Genomic DNA, 17499 nt, shown 5'->3' on the forward strand with positions numbered 1-17499 from the left:
CAGGAAAGTGTAACGGCTTTCCGTCCGGAATTGCGTCAAACAAACCGGCGAGCGTGGTTGCCCGCCATTCCAGCCTCGATACGAGGTCGCGGCTCCTTACACGAAGCCGACTGCCTATTCTAGCCGGGTTTTTCAGTGGTGGCGAATGCGTTGAGCTGCTCGGCTTCCAATGTAGACGCCGTTACGCGGCCTTGTCGACGAGCCGCGCCAGTTGCGTCATCACCACGGCCGAGCCGGCGAGCCGCTTCTCCGCGTTCGGCCAGTCGCGGATGAAAACGACGCTATGGTCGGCCCTGATCTTGGCCAGCGATCCCTGCTCGCCGATGAACTTGACCAGCCCGACCGGATTGGGGAACTCGCGCTTGCGGAAATGAATGACGACGCCCTTCGGGCCTGCATCGAGCTTCTCGACATTGGTCTTGCGGCAGAGCGCCTTGATGAAGACGATCTTCAACAGATGCGTCACCTCTTCCGGCAGCGGCCCGAAGCGGTCGATCAGCTCGGCGCCGAAACCGTCGATCTCCTCGGTGGTTTCGAGGTCGCCAAGGCGTCGGTAGAGCGCCATGCGGAGCTGCAGGTCGGGCACATAGCTTTCCGGGATCATCACCGCGGTGCCGACGGCGATCTGCGGCGACCAGCCGCCGTCCTGCGCCTCGCCGGTATCCTTCACCTCGGCCACCGCCTCTTCCAGCATCTGCTGGTAGAGCTCGAAGCCGACCTCCTTGATATGGCCGGACTGCTCTTCGCCCAGAAGATTGCCGGCGCCACGGATGTCGAGGTCGTGGCTGGCGAGCTGGAACCCTGCGCCGAGTGTGTCGAGCGACTGCAGCACCTTCAGCCTGCGCTCGGCCGTATCGGTGAGCTTGCGGTTCGCCGGCAGCGTGAACAGCGCATAGGCGCGCACCTTCGAACGGCCGACGCGGCCGCGCAACTGGTAGAGCTGCGCCAGACCGAACATGTCGGCGCGGTGGATGATCAGCGTGTTTGCGGTCGGGATATCGAGCCCGGATTCGACGATGGTGGTCGACAGGAGCACGTCGTACTGACCGTCGTAGAAAGCGTTCATGATGTCGTCGAGCTCGCCCGGCGGCATCTGGCCATGCGCCACCGCCACTTTCAGCTCCGGCACGGATTCCCTCAGGAAATCATGGATTTCGGCCAGGTCGCTAATACGCGGCACGACATAGAAGGAATGCCCGCCGCGATAGCGTTCGCGCAGCAGTGTCTCGCGGATGACCAGCGGATCGAAGGGCGAGATGAAGGTGCGCACCGCCATGCGGTCGACCGGCGGCGTGGCGATCAGCGAGAGCTCGCGAACGCCGGTCAGCGCCAGTTGCAGCGTGCGCGGGATCGGCGTCGCCGACAGCGTCAGCACATGCACGTCGGACTTGAGATCCTTCAGCCGCTCCTTGTGCTTGACGCCGAAATGCTGCTCCTCGTCGATGATCAGCAGGCCGAGGCGCTTGAACGAGATCGAGCTGCCGAGCAGCGCGTGCGTGCCGACGACGATGTCAACCGTGCCTTCGGCGATGCCCTTCTTGGTCTCCGCCAATTCTTTTGAACCAACCAGGCGCGACGCCTGCGCAATGCGGATCGGCAGGCCCGAAAAGCGCTGCGAGAAGGTTTTGAAGTGCTGCCGCGACAACAACGTCGTCGGCACCACGACCGCGACCTGGAACCCTTCCATGGCCGCGATGAAGGCGGCGCGCAACGCAACTTCCGTCTTGCCGAAGCCGACGTCGCCGCAGATCAGCCGGTCCATCGGTTTGCCGGCGCCGAGATCATCCAGGACGGAATCGATCGCCGTCTGCTGGTCGTCGGTCTCCTCATAGGGGAAACGCGCGGCGAACTCGCCATAAAGCCCTTCCGCCGGGATCATGGAGGGCGCGGCGCGCATCTGCCGCTCGGCGGCGATGCGGATCAATTGCCCGGCCATGTCGAGCAGGCGCCGCTTCAGCCGTGCCTTGCGCGCCTGCCAGGCGCCGCCGCCCAGCTTGTCGAGCGTCGCTTCGGCCGAATCCGAGCCATAGCGCGACAGAAGCTCGATGTTTTCCACCGGCAGGAACAGGCGATCGTCGCCGGCATAATGAATTTCGAGACAGTCATGCGGCGCGCCGAGCGCTTCGATGGTCCGCAAGCCGATGAAGCGGCCTATGCCATGGTCGGCATGGACGACGATGTCGCCTGCCGACAGCGACGAGGCTTCGGCTATGAAATCGGAGGCCTTCTTCTTGCGCTTGGAACGCCGAATGAGCCTGTCGCCGAGGATGTCCTGCTCGGCGACGACGACCAGATCGTCGGTCTCAAAGCCGGATTCGAGCGGCAGCACGGCAAGGCCCGCCTGCCCCGGCTCTAGCTTTTCGACCTCGGCCAGCGTCGCGACAGGTTTCAGATTCCTGAGATGGTGCTCCGCGAGAATTTGCCCGAGCCGGTCGAGCGAGCCTTCGGTCCAGCCGGCGACGACGACGCGGCGACGCGCCGCGCGCTCGTCGGCAATGTGCTTCACGACGACGTCGAAGACGTTGATGTTGGGATCGGCGCGCTCCTCGGCAAAGCTGCGGCCTTGCCGCGAGCCGCCATGGAAGACTTTTTTGCCACCGACGTCCGGGGCGTCGAAGACGGTGAAGTCTATGTCCTCGCGCGGTCCGAGCGACGCCTTGAGGTTTTCGGGCGAGAGATACAGCAGATCCGGCGCCACCGGCTTGTAAGGGACGGCATCCTTGAGCGCGCTGTCGGCCTGCTTCCGGCGTGCCTCATAGTGGTCGAGGATCAGCGTGTGGCGCTCGGCCATGGCCTCATGTGCCAGATGGTCGAACACGACGGGCGCATCCGGCAGATAGTCGAACACGGTCGCCAGCCGCTCGTAGAAGAACGGCAGCCAGTGCTCCATGCCGGCGAAGCGGCGGCCTTCGCTGACCGCAGCGTAGAGCGCGTCATCGCGCGACGGCGCGCCGAAGGCCTCGATATAGGAGCGGCGAAAGCGGCTGATCGTTTCCGGTGTCAGCGCCACCTCGCTCATCGCTTGCAGCGACATCGACTTGCGCTGCCCGGTGGTGCGCTGCGTCGCGACGTCGAAGACGCGGATCGATTCCAGCGTGTCGCCGAAGAAGTCGAGCCTGAGCGCCTCGCTCCAGCCGGGCGCGAAAAGGTCGAGGATGCCGCCGCGCACCGCGAATTCACCAAGCCCGCGAACGGTCGGCACGCGCTCGAAGCCGGACGTCTCCAGCCGCGCGATCAGCGCGTTCATGTCGATCTGGTTTCCCGGCTTGGCGTGGAAAGTCTGAGCTTCGATCAGCTCGGCCGGCGGGATGCGCTGCAACAGCGCATTGGCGGTGGTGAGGATCACCGCGCGATGCGGTTTCTTGGCCAGCGCGATCATGGCCGAAAGCGCGTCGAGCCGCCGCGCCGCGGCATCTGCGCCGGGCGAGACGCGGTCGTAAGGCAGGCAGTCCCAGGCCGGCAGCTCCAGCACCGGCAGGCCGGGCGCGGCAAAGGCGAGCGCCTCGATGATCGCCGGCAGCCGCTGGCCGTCGCGCGCGACGAACAGCACCGGCTTGTCGGGCGCGATCTCCTGCGCCGTCTGCACCAGGGCGAAGGCTTCGTAGCCGTCGGCGACGCCGTCGACAACGAACTGGCCGGCGCGGCCCGTGGGCAGGCCAATGGAAGGAATGAGGGTCATGGATATGCGTTTTTCAAAATGTCGTGGTCCGGCGCGACGCCAGGATCTTCCGCAGAACCGCGCAGTCGATATCGGGCGAAACTGGGCGCTCGCCGGTGACCATCGGGAAAAATTCGGTGTCGGGAATTTCGAGAAGTCTCTCATATTGGTCGATTTCATCGCCGGTCAAGGCGCCGATCTCGGCGTCGGCGAAGGAACCGAGGATCAGGTCCATCTCGCGCATGCCGCGATGCCAGGAGCGGAACAGGAGCTTGCGGCGGCGCGCGTCCAACCCCTCGCTTGATCGCTGTGTTCCGGTCATGGCGCCGCATCCCTGTCCAAAGCGGCGCATATAGCGTGGATAGAGAGCGGTGTCAGCCTTTGCGCTGCCCTCGTCGCGACATAAGCTGACACGATGCGTCCCACCGTCCTCGATCCCTTGTTCGTTCCGATCACTTCGCTTGCTGGCGTCGGCCCGAAGGTCGGATTGCTGATCGAGCGTGTCGTGCCGGCCGACCTCGGCGATCGCGCTGCGCGCGCGGCCGACCTTCTGTTCGTGCTGCCCAACACCGTCATCGACCGCCGCAACCGGCCTGGCATCGCGCTGTCGGCCGAGGGCCAGATCGTCACGCTCGAGGTGCGCGTCGACCGCCACCAGCCGCCGCCGCGCGGCAACAGGTCGGTGCCGTACAGGGTTTACGCCCATGACGACACCGGCGAGGTCGCACTGACCTTCTTCCATGCCCATGCCGCCTATTTGCAGAAAATGCTTCCCGAGGGCGAGCGTGTGGTGATCTCGGGCCGCATGGAGTGGTTCAACGGCCGCCCGACGATGGTCCATCCCGACCACATCGCGCCGATCGACGAGGCCGAGGGCCTACCGTTGGTCGAGCCGGTCTATCCGCTCACCGCCGGCCTCTCGGCAAAGGTGCTGCGCCGCGCCATCGGACAGGCGCTTGGCCGCCTGCCGGAACTGCCGGAGTGGCAGGACGACGCCTTCATGCGCCGCCATACATTCCCGTCCTTCGGCGACGCGCTCGCCCGCATCCACTATCCGAAGGACCCGATCGACGTTGCCGTCGAAGGCTCGGCCTGGCGCCGTCTTGCTTACGACGAATTGCTCGCCGGGCAGGTTTCGTTGGCGCTGGTGCGGGCGAGAATTCGCCGTCTTTCGGGCCGGCCGCTTACCGGCGACGGCCGCATCGTCGAGAAGCTACGAGCTGCCCTTCCCTACAAGCTCACCACCAGCCAGGAATTCGCGCTCGGCGAAATCAACGCAGACCTTGCCGATCCCGAACGCATGCTGCGCCTGCTGCAGGGCGATGTCGGCTCCGGCAAGACGGTGGTGGCGCTGCTCGCCATGGCGCGCGCGGTCGAGGCCGGCGGCCAGGCGGCCCTGATGGCGCCGACCGAGATCCTGGCGCGCCAGCATCTGGCGACGATCGCACCGCTGGCGGAAAAGGTCGGCCTGCGCCTCGCTATCCTGACCGGGCGCGAGAAGGGCCGCGAACGCACGGAGACGCTTGCAGGTCTTGCCGGCGGCGCGATCGACATCGTCGTCGGCACGCATGCGCTGTTCCAGGAAAGCGTGACGTTCCACGACTTGGTGCTTGCCGTCGTCGACGAGCAGCACCGCTTCGGCGTTCATCAGCGCCTCGCCATCACCGCCAAGGGCGATGCGCCCGATATGCTGGTGATGACGGCAACGCCCATCCCGCGCACGCTGGTGCTGACCGCCTTCGGCGACATGGACGTCTCGAAGCTCACCGAAAAACCGGCCGGCCGGCAGCCGATCCGCACCGTCACCTTGCCGATGGAGCGGCTGGATGAACTGGTCGGACGCATGCTCGATGCCGTCGCCGATGGCCAGAAAATCTACTGGATCTGCCCGCTGGTCGAGGAATCCGAAGAGATCAAGCTGATGTCGGCGGAGGACCGCTTTGCTTCGCTGAAACCGCTCTTCGGCGACCGGATCGGTCTCGTGCACGGCCGCATGAAGGGTGCGGAAAAGGACGAGGCGATGCGCGCCTTTAAGCAGGGAGAAACGCGCATCCTCATCGCCACCACCGTGATCGAGGTCGGCGTCGACGTGCCCGACGCCACGATCATGGTGATCGAGCATGCCGAACGCTTCGGCCTTGCCCAGTTGCACCAGTTGCGCGGCCGGGTCGGGCGCGGCGACAAGCCGTCATCCTGCGTCCTGCTCTACAAGGAGCCGCTCGGCGAGACGGCCAAACGCCGGCTCTCGGTGATGCGCGAGACAGAGGACGGCTTCAAGATCGCCGAGGAGGACCTGAAACTGCGCGGCGAAGGTGAGTTGCTGGGCACCCGCCAGTCCGGCACACCAGGCTTCCAGGTGGCGCGCCTCGAACTCCATGCCGATCTGCTCGAAGCCGCGCGCGACGACGCACGCCTGATCCTGTCGCGCGACCCGGAATTGCAGTCCGAACGCGGCGGGGCGCTGCGGCTGCTGCTTTACCTGTTCGGCCGCGACGAGGCGGTGCGGCTGCTGCGCGCCGGCTGAGCGCCGAGCGGCGGATTGGCGAGCGGTCCTTCGACCGGTTCGCCATTCAGCGTCACCAGCTTGGCCTTGACCTCCGGCGCTACCATGCCGGCCGAGACGATCAGCTTGGCGCCGTCCTCGATCGACATGTCGAGCGGCACGATCTCGGATTTGTGGACATACATCAGGAAACCGGTGGTCGGATTGGGCGTGCAGGGCATGAACACCGCAATCAGCGGATCGCCTTCCTGATCGAGCTTCTGGTTGATCTCGGTTTCCTTGTCGCTGGCGACGAAGACCAGCGACCAGACGCCCTTTCTCGGATATTCGACCAACCCGACCTGGCGGAACATGTCGCCCTTATTCGACAGCACCGTCTCGAAAATCTGCTTCAGCGAGCCATAGATGCCACGCACCAGCGGCATGCGGCCAAGCAGCCGCTCGCCGAAATTGACGATGGCGCGGCCGACGATGTTCGCCGTCAGGAAACCGATCAGCGTGATCAGCACCAGCGCCACGATCAGCCCGAAGCCCGGGACCGGGAACGGCAGATAGGTATCGGGATTGTAGCGGACTGGAATATAGGGTTTTACCCAGGAATCGACCCAGCCGATAAGCGACCAGGCGATATAGACCGTGATCGCCAGCGGCGCGCAGACGATGAAGCCCGTCAGGAAATAATTCCTCAGCCGGGTCATGCCAGAGGTCTTCAGGGCGTCGGACATGGATTCACCGCGGCGCAGGTTGCAACGCTGAGATTAGTGAACCGCGAGCCGGTTTGGAACTGCGAAGTTTTTAAGGGTGCCCTCCATCAACCGGCTTTCAGCATTCCAAATGGAAGCTGCTCCGTTCGCGATTGGCCGCAACACCCCTCCCTCGTCATCCACGGGCGGAGCGGGAGCGAAGCGGACGCGCAGACCCGAGGATCCATTCCGTGACGCCGGCCAAAAAATGCCACCCGTCAGAATAGTCCCTAACCATCAATTCGTTATCGTTCACGCATGACCGGCTATGTCTATATGACAGCAAGCAAGAAGCGCGGCACCATCTACACTGCTGTGACGAACGATCTTGGCCGGCGGATGCCGGAGCACAGGTCCGGCGAAGGCTCGCGCTTTACCGGGCGCTACGGCGTACAACGCCTGGTCTGGTACGAGGAGTATTTCGACATCCGCGATGCGATCCAGCGTGAAAAGTCGCTGAAACGCTGGCCTCGCCAGTGGAAGATCGAACTGATCGAAAAGGCCAATCCCGAGTGGTTCGAGCTGTTCCGCGGTATCGGGTGGTAGTGCCTAATTCTGCACCGCTTTGATCCGCCGCAAACGTCACGGAATGGATCCTCGGGTCTGCGCAGGAGCTTCGCTCCTGCTCCGCCCGTGGATGACGAAAGAAGGCTGTTGGCCGTCGCACTTCGAAGTACTGTCACTAACCGAGGAACCCATGACGCAATCCACAATCCGGCGGTAGTGACGGTGCTACTCCACTGTCACCGACTTCGCCAGATTGCGCGGCTGGTCGACGTCGGTGCCCATGAAGACGGCGGTGAAATAGGCCAGCATCTGGATCGGCAGCGCGTAGATGATTGGCGAGATGATCTCCGGCACTTCGGGCAGGATGATCGTCTCCATCGTCTTGATGCCGGCCTGCGCCGCGCCCTTCTTGTCGGTGATCAGGATGATCTTGCCGCCACGCGCCGCCACTTCCTGCATGTTCGAGACGGTCTTTTCGAAGATGCGGTCATGCGGCGCAATGACGATCACCGGCATGTTCTCGTCGATCAGCGCGATCGGCCCGTGCTTCAGCTCGCCGCCGGCATAGCCTTCGGCGTGGATGTAGGAGATTTCCTTGAGCTTCAGCGCGCCTTCCATGGCCAGCGGAAAATTGGTGTCGCGGCCGAGATAGAGCACGTCCTTGTAGCGCGACAGCTCGCGCGAGATGCGCTCGATCTGCTCGTCAAGCTTCAGCACCCGGGTGGCGTAGCGCGGCGCCTCGGAAAGCTCGCGCACCAGCTGCTTTTCCTCATCGCGCGAGATCGTGCCGCGCGCCACGCCCGCGCGGACCGCGAGCGCAGCCAAGACGGATAGCTGGCAGGTAAAAGCCTTGGTCGAGGCGACGCCGATCTCCGGCCCGGCCAGCGTCGGCAGCACGACGTCGGATTCGCGCGCCATGGTCGATTCCCGCACATTGACGACAGCGCCGATTTTCAAGCCGGCCTTGCGGCAATAGCGCAGCGAAGCAAGCGTGTCGGCGGTCTCGCCCGACTGCGAGATGAAGAACGCCGCGTCATTGGCCGAAAGCGGCATCTCGCGGTAGCGGAACTCGGAGGCGACGTCGATGTCGATCGGCAGCCGTGCATAGCGCTCGAACCAGTATTTGCTGATCAGCCCGGCGAGGTAGGCGGTGCCGCAGGCCGAAAGTGCCAGGCGGCCGATCTTGGCGAAGTCGAAGGGCAGGTCGAGCGGCTTCGACACCCCCGATGCGAAATCCAAGTAATGCGCCAGCGTGTGCGAGATCACCTCCGGCTGCTCATGGATTTCCTTTTCCATGAAATGGCGGCGGTTTCCCTTGTCGACCATGAAGCTGGTCGACAGCGACTGCTGGCGCTTGCGGTCGACCTGTCTGCCGTCGATGTCGTAGATGGTCACGCTTTCGCGACGCACGACCGCCCAGTCGCCGTCTTCGAGATAGGTGACCGCATTGGTGAAAGGCGCCAGCGCAATGGCGTCGGAGCCCAAAAACATCTCGCCCTCGCCATGGCCGACGGCCAAAGGCGGTCCGTTGCGGGCGCCGACGATCAGGTCCTCGTCGCCCTTGAACATGATTGCCAGGGCAAAGGCGCCGGAAAGCCGCTTCAGCGCCGCATGCGCGGCTTCCACCGGCTTCCGCCCCTTGGCGAGCTCGCGCGCCACCAGATGCGCGACGACCTCGGTGTCGGTCTGCGAAGAGAAAGAGTAGCCGTCGCGGGTGAGTTCGTCGCGCAACTCGGCGAAATTCTCGATAATGCCGTTGTGGACAATGGCGACGCCTTCGGAAAAATGCGGATGCGCATTGGTCTCGTTGGGCACGCCATGTGTCGCCCAGCGTGTGTGGCCGATGCCGATCGTGCCGTCCAGCGGCTCGTCCTTCAGCCGGCGTTCGAGATTGACCAGCTTGCCCTCAGCGCGGCGGCGGCCGAGCTCGCCCCTTTCGATGGTGGCGACGCCGGCCGAGTCGTAGCCGCGATATTCAAGCCGCTTCAGCGCATCGACGATGAGCGGCGCGACTTGGCTTCGGCCAACGATTCCAACGATACCGCACATGGCGATTGCCCCCGATTCCCAGCAGAAAACCCAGCGCTATCTATGGATTGCCGGCCTGCCGTAAAAGTCACTTTGCGTTTCGTTCCATGTCACCGGGAACGGTTTTGTACCATTGGACATTCTCAGAACGCCCTTGCAATCCGGTTACCGCAAACGCTTGTCTTGTCGCTTAGACGGTTTGGCGGTGTTCATCACCATGTAAACATTTGAGGCCGGAGCATGTCATCGTTCGAACGACGAACGCCACGCCACAGTTGGCAAAGGCCCGTATGGCGAACGCTCCTTGGGGCCTTGCCTCGGCTCGAATTGGGCAGTTTATTCGACCAATGAGCAAAGCGACGCATACCGTAACGCTGTGGCGGCCGGTTGGACCGCAGGAGTTGACGCTGATCAAGGCTTTGGGCATGCGCGAATTTCCGCCGCGCCTGCCCGATCAGCCGATTTTCTATCCGGTGCTCACTGAAGCCTATGCTGTCCAGATCGCCCGCGACTGGAACGTGCAGGCGAGCGGTTCCGGCTTCGTCACGCGGTTTGAGGTCCTGAAAAGCTTTCTCGACGGCTACCGCGTCGAGCACGCCGGCAGCAGGGCGCATCTCGAATATTGGATACCCGCCGAAGACCTGCCTCAATTCAACAAGGCAATCGTCGGCGAGATCGTGGTAACGGCTGCTTTCGGCAAAATCACCGAAAGCACCACCTGAAACGCTATTCCGCCGCAGCCTTCTTCTTCGCCGCGGCGGCGGAAGCAAAGCGCTCGCGCAACTCCTTGCCCTTGCCGGGAATCGTCTTCTGGCGGGCGCGGCCGAAGGCCAGCGCGTCGTCGGGCACGCTTTCGGTGATCACGCTGCCGGAGGCGATATAGCCGCCCTTGCCGATCGAGACCGGCGCCACCAGCGAGGAATTCGAACCGACAAAGGCCCCCTCGCCGATGTCGGTAAAGAATTTCGAGTAGCCATCATAATTGCAGGTGATGGTGCCGGCGCCGATATTGGCTGCCGCACCCACGCGCGCATCGCCGATATAGGTCAGGTGGTTGACCTTGGCGCCCTCCTCGATCGTCGCCTGCTTGACCTCGCAGAAATTGCCGACCTTTGCCTTGTTTCGAAGATCCGCGCCGGGCCGCAGCCGGGCGAACGGCCCGACATCGCAATTTGAGGCGATCGTTGCGCCCTCGATATGGCTGAAAGCATGGATCTTGGCGCCCGATGCGATCTTGACGCCCGGCCCGAACCAGACATTCGGCTCGACGATCGTATCGGTGCCGATCTCGGTGTCGTGCGAGAAATAGACGGTTTCGGGCGCTATCAGCGTGACCCCGGACAGCATCGCCTCGCGCCGCCGGCGCGTCTGCCATATGGCTTCCGCCTCGGCGAGCTCGGTCCGGTTATTGATGCCGAGCGCGCTTTCGAAACTCGCTTCCGTCGCCACCACGTCGAGCCCTTCCGCGCCGGCGATCTCGACGATGTCGGTGAGGTAAAATTCGCCCTTGGCGTTCTTGTTACCGACCTTGTCGAGCAGCCGCAGCGCATGCTTGGCCGCCACCGCCATCATGCCGGCATTGCAGAAGCCGATCTTTTTCTCTTCCTCCGAGCAGTCCTTCTCCTCGCGGATGGCGATGAGATGACCGTCCTTTTCGATCAACCGGCCGTAGCCAGTCGGGCTTGGCGGACGGAAGCCGATCACCGCGACGGCCGCACCCTCCGCCAGCTTCTGCCGCGCTGCGGCCAACGCCTGCGCATCGATTAGCGGCGTGTCGCCGAACATCACGAGAATATCGTCATAGCCCTTTGATATCGCCTCGCGCGCGGCGAGGACCGCATGCCCGGTGCCGAGCCGCTTCTCCTGCACGAAGGTCTCCGCCTTCGGCGCGAATTTCTGCACCGCCTTGCGCATCTCGTCTGCGCCGTGGCCGATCACCAGCGCCACGCCGGTCGCACCGGCAGCCTCAGCAGCTTTCACGACGTGAGCCACCATCGGCAGGCCGGCAATGGCATGCAGCACCTTGGGCATCGCGCTTTTCATGCGGGTGCCTTCGCCGGCGGCAAGGATGACAGACAGGCAGGATCTCTGGCTCATGGATGGGCAACCGTATGAAAAAGGTTTGAATCAACGCATATTAACAGCGTAGGCCATGCTGCACCAATGCGGTTAAATTCCGGTGAGACGGCAAAGCCAAGTCTCCAAGTGCGAACGTCGGGTGTGATGACCGATACAAAAGCACCGCCACGGTGGCGTCAGCCGGTTACACAGGTCAGGAAATATCCCCGGCCTGCTGGGGGTGCTGCGTCGCAAGCGGGATGGCGAAATCTCGTGAAGGCAAGGTCGAGCGGCGTTTTCCGTTCCACATCGGCGACGGGCGGAGACTGGGAGAGATGGATACCATGCGCGTGGCGCGTCTGGAAGTTGGCGGGACATGGACGCGGAGCGGCACGCGTGCAGGCGCTTGGCCGAGCGGTGCGATGACCGTGCGGCGCCACCTCGCTGCGATCCTGGCTTGCGACGTGGTCGGTTATTCGCGCCTGATGGAGCGCGACGAGCGCTGCACGCTCGAGCGGCTGAAGATCTACCGCAAGGACCTCCTCGAACCGCTGGTCTCCGAGCATCAGGGTCGGATCGTCAAGCTCACCGGCGACGGCATGCTGTGCGAATTCGCGAGCGTCGTCAACGCGGTGACCTCGGCGATGGCGATCCAGCGGACCCTGGCAGAACGCGAGGCGGAGACCCCCGAGGAAGAGAGGATTCGCTTCCGCATCGGCGTCAATCTCGGCGACGTGGTTTGCGAGGAGGACGGCGACCTCTACGGCGACGGGGTCAACATCGCCGCCCGCCTCGAAAGCGTCGCCGATCCCGGCACCGTTGTCGTCTCGGGCACCGCCTACGACCACCTTCAGGGCAAGCTCGACTGCGGCTTCACGCCGCTCGGCGAGCTGCGCCTCAAGAACATCGAGCGGCCCGTGCGCGCCTACCGCGTCGAGTCCGACGCCAGCGCTGCCCCGCCTCCCCTGCCCGAGAAACCCTCGATCGCGGTTCTGCCTTTCACCAACATGAGCGGCGACCCCGATCAGGAATACTTCGCCGACGGGCTGGTGGAGGACATCATCACGGGATTGAGCCGAGTGAACTCCTTCTTCGTGATCGCCCGCAACTCGTCCTTCACCTACAAGGGCCGGGCGGTGGACCTGCGCCAGGTCGGGCGCGAGCTGGGCGTCCGCTACGTGCTGGAAGGCAGCATCCGCAGGGCAGGATCGCGGGTGCGTATCAGTGGGCAGTTGGTGGACGCGATCAGCGGACACCATGTCTGGGCCGACCGCTTCGAGGGCGATATGTGCGACATCTTCGACCTGCAGGACAAGGTGACCGAGAGCGTCGTCGGCGCTGTCGAGCCGAGCATCCGGCTGGAGGAAATCAAGCAGGCGCGCATGAAGCCGACCGACTACATGAGCGCCTACGACCTCTACCTTCGCGCGCTGCCGCGCTTCTACAGCATGACGCGCGAAGGCTTTGCCGACGTGCGTCGGCTCACCAACGAGGCGCTTAGCATCGACCCCGGCTTCAACTTGGCGAAGGCACTCGGCGCCTATATCCGCAGCATATCCGTGAGCCAGTGCTGGCACGAGCCCGAGGATACCCGGGTCGCCACGCGCATGGCGCGCGAGGTACTGGCGGAAGCGCGCGACGACCCCACGAGCCTGCGCTTCGCCGCGCAGGTGATCGCCTACAGCGCGAAGGAATACGAGATGGCGCTGGCCACGATCGAACGATCCCTGCTGCTCAATCCCAATTCGGCGCAGGGCCATACGAGCTGCGGTTGGGTCAACGCACATTCCGGCCGCCCGCTCGTCGCGATCGAGCACTTTCACAGGGCAATGCGGCTGAGCCCGGTCGACCCCGAGAAGGGCATCGCGCTCTCGGGCATCGGGATGAGCTACCTGATGCTCGAGCGCTACGAGGAAGCGCTGGCATGGGGAGAACGCGCGCTGCAGGAGATGCCGAACTACGGCTCCTCGCACCGGGTGGTGATTATGGCGCTGGTCAAACTCAACCGGCTGGAGGAGGCGCGGGCGGCGGCGCGGCGGCTGATGGAGGCGTTCCCGACCTACACGCTCACCCTGCAGAGACAGATCAACCCATGGCAGGACAAGGTGTTCGGCGAGCGTTACGTCGAGGCGCTGGGCATCTCCGGCGTGCCGGAGTGATCGTCGCGGCGGAAATTCCGGTGAGACGGCGGAGCAGGTGACTCGATGGGTTGTCTGAACATAGTGGTCGCCCCAGGTCTCCATAGCAAATTATGGAGCACGAGATAGAGGGCACAGGACCCTTCGATGCTGATCTCACAACGGGTTCACAGCTCGACTCTCTGCCAGCAACTAAACTACCCCAGCCTTCCCAGCACCGGGAAATTCTCCAAGAGCCAATAGGACGCGCTCTGCACGCCGCCAGTGAGGAAAAACACGCCGGCGACGACCAGCAGCGCGCCGATCGCTTTCTCGACACGGCCGAGATGGACGCGGAATTTGCCGAGGAAGCGCATGAAGGCGCCGGAAAACAGCGCCGCGATCAGGAACGGGATGCCGAGGCCCAGCGAATAGGCGGCAAGCAGCAGCGCGCCCTCGCCAACGGTCTCGCGCCCGCCGGCCAAAGTCAGGATCGGCCCCAGCACCGGGCCGATGCAAGGCGTCCAGCCGAAGGCGAATGCGAGCCCCATGACATAGGCCGCGATCATGCTGGCCGGCTTGCCCTGCGACTGGAAGCGCGCCTCGCGCGACAAAAGCGGAATGCGCAGGATGCCAAGGAAGTTCAGGCCCATGATGATGATCAGCACGCCCGCCGCCATCGCCAGTGGCTCCTGCCAGACGCGCAGCAACCGCCCGATGGTCGAGGCCCCGGCGCCGAGCGCCACGAAGACAGTGGAAAAGCCGAGCACGAAGGCCACGGAAGCATAAAGCAGCGCGCCGCGCGCGCCCTCCTTCGCCGTGACGCTCTGATTGCCGCGGAAATCGTCGACGGAAACGCCGGCCATGTAGCAGAGATAGGGCGGCACCAGCGGCAGCACGCATGGCGACAGGAAAGAGATCGCCCCTGCCCCGACCGCGCTGACATAGCCGATGTCCAATGCCATCCAATGAGTCCGATTGTGCTAGCGACGATATAGCGATGCGGGCACGCCCCTGCCAATCACCATTGTGTGGCAAGTCGCCGCTTCGCCGCAGGAAGAAACAGGCAAACGCGTTGACCGAACAAGCGCGCGATAGCCGCCCGCCCGGTTCGAGGCGCGCATACATCCATCCCCAAAAAATGTGATCTTTGCCATACACTCTAAGAGTGTATCGTCCGCGGCCGCTTCCCAAATTGGCCGCTTCCCCTTGACCGATGGCAAAAGCACGGCCATGTGAGCGACGAAAAGAGTGGGATTTCGTCGTGCGTCGCGGAGTTCTTCCGCCACCTCACAGCTGATTAAGAGACCTCATGGACGTCGTCGTCGTCGAATCGCCGGCCAAGGCGAAGACAATCAACAAATATTTGGGCAAGAACTATAAGGTTCTGGCCTCGTTCGGCCATGTCCGCGATCTGCCGGCCAAGGACGGCTCGGTGCGGCCCGACGAGGACTTCGCCATGTCCTGGTCGGTCGACACCGCGTCCGGCAAGCGCCTCGCCGACATTGCCAAGGCGGTCAAGGATGCCGACGGGCTGATCCTCGCCACCGACCCGGATCGCGAGGGCGAGGCGATTTCCTGGCATGTGCTGGAAGTCCTGAAGCAGAAGCGCGCGCTGAAGGACAAGCCAGTCAGCCGCGTCGTCTTCAACGCCATCACCAAGGCCTCGGTGCTCGATGCGATGGCCCATCCGCGCCAGATCGACGCGCCGCTGGTCGACGCCTATCTCGCCCGCCGCGCGCTCGATTATCTCGTCGGCTTCACGCTGTCGCCGGTGCTGTGGCGCAAGCTGCCGGGCGCCCGCTCCGCCGGCCGCGTCCAGTCGGTGGCGTTGCGCCTGGTCTGCGACCGCGAATCCGAGATCGAGCGCTTCATCCGCGAGGAATACTGGCAGATCGCCGCTATCCTCGGCACCCCGCGCAACGACAGTTTCGAGGCGCGGCTGACCGCCTTCGCCGGCAAGAAGCTGCAAAAACTCGACATCGCCAACAAGGCGCAGGCCGACGACATCAAGGCGATGCTCGAAGGCGCGACCTTCAAGGCCTTGTCGGTCGAAGCCAAGCCGACAAAACGCAATCCCGGCCCGCCCTTCACCACCTCGACGCTGCAGCAGGCCGCCTCGTCAGGCCTCGGTTTCTCGGCCACGCGCACCATGCAGGTCGCGCAAAAGCTCTATGAGGGCATGGACATCGGCGGCGAGACCGCCGGCCTCATCACCTATATGCGAACCGACGGCGTGCAGATGGCGCCTGAGGCGATCGAGGCTGCCCGCAGCGCCATAGTCAGCGAGTTCGGCGCCAAATACCTGCCGGAGAAGCCGCGTTTCTACACCACCAAGGCCAAGAACGCCCAGGAAGCCCACGAGGCGATCCGCCCGACCGATTTCAAGCGCACGCCGGCTTCCGTTCGGCAATATCTCGATGCCGACCAGGCCCGGCTTTACGAGCTGATCTGGAAGCGCGCCATCGCCAGCCAGATGCAGCCGGCCGAGATCGAACGCACCACGGTCGAGATCGAGGCGGTCAACGGCGCCCGCACCGCGGAGCTGCGCGCGATCGGCTCGGTCGTCCGCTTCGACGGCTTCATTGCCGCCTACACCGATCAGAAGGACGAGGACGCCGAGGACGAGGAGAGCCGCCGCCTGCCCGAGATCCGCTCCGGCGAGCAGCTTGCCCGCCAGGCGATCAACGCGACCCAGCACACCACCGAGCCGCCGCCGCGCTATTCCGAGGCGTCGCTGATCAAGAAGCTGGAAGAGCTCGGCATCGGCCGGCCATCGACCTACACCGCGATCCTGAAGACGCTCGAGGACCGCGACTACGTCACCATCGACCGTCGCAAGCTCGTACCGCAGGCCAAGGGCAGGCTGCTCTCGGCCTTTCTCGAAAGCTTCTTCGAGCGTTACGTCGAATATGACTTTACCGCTTCGCTCGAGGAGAAGCTCGACGAGATTTCCGACGGCAAGCTCGCCTGGAAGGACGTGCTGCGCGACTTCTGGAAGGATTTCTCCGGCGCCGTCGACGACATCAAGGAACTGCGCGTCGCCGACGTGCTCGATGCGCTCAATGAAGAACTCGCGCCGCTGGTCTTCCCGGAGCGTGAGGACGGTTCCAATCCGCGCATCTGTCCGAAATGCGGCACCGGCAACCTGTCGCTGAAGCTCGGCAAGTTCGGCGCCTTTGTCGGCTGCTCGAACTATCCCGAATGCTCCTACACCCGCCAGCTCGGCGACGCCGCCAATCCCAATGGCGAGAACGGCAATGGCGAGGACGGCGTCAAGCTGCTCGGCAAAGATCCTTATACCGCCGAGGAAATTACCCTGCGCAGTGGCCGTTTCGGCCCCTATATCCAGCGCGGCGAAGGCAAGGAGGCCAAGCGCTCCAGCCTGCCCAAGGGCTGGACGCCCGACTCGATCGACCACGAGAAGGCGCTGGCGCTGCTGGGTCTGCCGCGCGATGTGGGAAAACATCCCGAAACCGGCAAGATGATCTCGGCTGGCCTCGGACGCTACGGCCCGTTCGTGCTGCATGACGGCACCTATGCCAATCTGGAAAGCATCGAGGACGTGTTCTCGATCGGCCTGAACCGCGCCGTTTCGGTGATCGCCGAGAAGCAGCAGAAGGGCAAGGGTGGCCGCAACGGCGCCACGCCGGCGGCGCTCAAGGAATTGGGCGATCATCCCGACGGCGGCGGCAAGATCGTCGTTCGCGAGGGCAAATATGGTCCGTACGTCAACTACGGCAAGGTCAATGCGACGCTGCCAAAAGGCAAGGATCCGCAATCGGTGACGATGGAAGAAGCGCTCGCCCTGATTGCCGAGAAGGAAGCCAAGGGTGGAGGCGGCAAAAAGCCCTTCCGCCGGGCGGCGAAGAAGGGGTAGCAGGA

The 17499-nt window shown here is 64.0% G+C and carries 11 protein-coding genes; 5 read left to right on the forward strand and 6 right to left on the reverse strand.

Annotated elements, in window-relative coordinates:
- Positions 1-181: 181 nt before the first annotated feature.
- Positions 182-3679, reverse strand: a complete 3498-nt coding sequence (mfd, locus tag LB515_RS02880) for a transcription-repair coupling factor (RefSeq protein ID WP_224706684.1) — start codon at positions 3677-3679, stop codon at positions 182-184.
- 13 nt (positions 3680-3692) lie between these two features.
- The gene (locus LB515_RS02885) at positions 3693-3980 is read right to left on the reverse strand and encodes a succinate dehydrogenase assembly factor 2 (RefSeq protein ID WP_224706685.1); all 288 of its coding nucleotides are present in this window, start codon (positions 3978-3980) and stop codon (positions 3693-3695) included.
- 93 nt (positions 3981-4073) lie between these two features.
- On the opposite strand from LB515_RS02885, the gene recG reads away from it, so the two are divergent.
- The gene (recG, locus tag LB515_RS02890; RefSeq protein ID WP_224706686.1) at positions 4074-6182 is read left to right on the forward strand and encodes an ATP-dependent DNA helicase RecG; all 2109 of its coding nucleotides are present in this window, start codon (positions 4074-4076) and stop codon (positions 6180-6182) included.
- Here recG and LB515_RS02895 read toward each other — a convergent pair.
- Positions 6134-6886, reverse strand: coding sequence for a DUF502 domain-containing protein (locus LB515_RS02895; RefSeq protein ID WP_224706687.1), 753 nt, complete (start codon positions 6884-6886; stop codon positions 6134-6136). The genes recG and LB515_RS02895 overlap by 49 nt on opposite strands.
- A gap of 276 nt (positions 6887-7162) precedes the next feature.
- Between LB515_RS02895 and LB515_RS02900 the strand changes: the two genes are divergently transcribed.
- Positions 7163-7450, forward strand: a complete 288-nt coding sequence (locus LB515_RS02900; protein ID WP_224706688.1) for a GIY-YIG nuclease family protein — start codon at positions 7163-7165, stop codon at positions 7448-7450.
- A 186-nt stretch (positions 7451-7636) separates the two neighbouring features.
- Here the strand turns inward: LB515_RS02900 and glmS are convergent, their stop codons facing one another.
- On the reverse strand, positions 7637-9460 hold the full coding sequence (gene glmS / locus LB515_RS02905) for a glutamine--fructose-6-phosphate transaminase (isomerizing) (RefSeq protein WP_224706689.1): 1824 nt from the start codon (positions 9458-9460) through the stop codon (positions 7637-7639).
- 326 nt (positions 9461-9786) lie between these two features.
- Between glmS and LB515_RS02910 the strand changes: the two genes are divergently transcribed.
- Entirely contained in the window at positions 9787-10161 is a 375-nt protein-coding gene (locus tag LB515_RS02910) for an ADP-ribosylation/crystallin J1 (protein WP_224631855.1), read from the forward strand.
- A gap of 4 nt (positions 10162-10165) precedes the next feature.
- Here LB515_RS02910 and glmU read toward each other — a convergent pair whose 3' ends face one another.
- The gene (glmU, locus tag LB515_RS02915) at positions 10166-11536 is read right to left on the reverse strand and encodes a bifunctional UDP-N-acetylglucosamine diphosphorylase/glucosamine-1-phosphate N-acetyltransferase GlmU (protein ID WP_224706690.1); all 1371 of its coding nucleotides are present in this window, start codon (positions 11534-11536) and stop codon (positions 10166-10168) included.
- A gap of 221 nt (positions 11537-11757) precedes the next feature.
- On the opposite strand from glmU, the gene LB515_RS02920 reads away from it, so the two are divergent.
- Positions 11758-13656: an adenylate/guanylate cyclase domain-containing protein gene (locus LB515_RS02920; protein WP_224706691.1), complete on the forward strand. Its 1899-nt coding sequence runs from the start codon at positions 11758-11760 to the stop codon at positions 13654-13656.
- A 176-nt stretch (positions 13657-13832) separates the two neighbouring features.
- On the opposite strand, the gene LB515_RS02925 is transcribed toward LB515_RS02920, so the two are convergent.
- Complete coding sequence (locus LB515_RS02925; RefSeq protein ID WP_095765112.1) at positions 13833-14579, reverse strand: cytochrome c biogenesis CcdA family protein; 747 nt, start codon at positions 14577-14579, stop codon at positions 13833-13835.
- A 347-nt stretch (positions 14580-14926) separates the two neighbouring features.
- Here LB515_RS02925 and topA point away from each other — a divergent pair, with 347 nt between their 5' ends.
- On the forward strand, positions 14927-17494 hold the full coding sequence (gene topA / locus LB515_RS02930; RefSeq protein ID WP_224706692.1) for a type I DNA topoisomerase: 2568 nt from the start codon (positions 14927-14929) through the stop codon (positions 17492-17494).
- Positions 17495-17499 lie beyond the last annotated feature (5 nt).

Source organism: Mesorhizobium sp. CA15 (assembly GCF_020165215.1).
GTDB lineage: Bacteria > Pseudomonadota > Alphaproteobacteria > Rhizobiales > Rhizobiaceae > Mesorhizobium.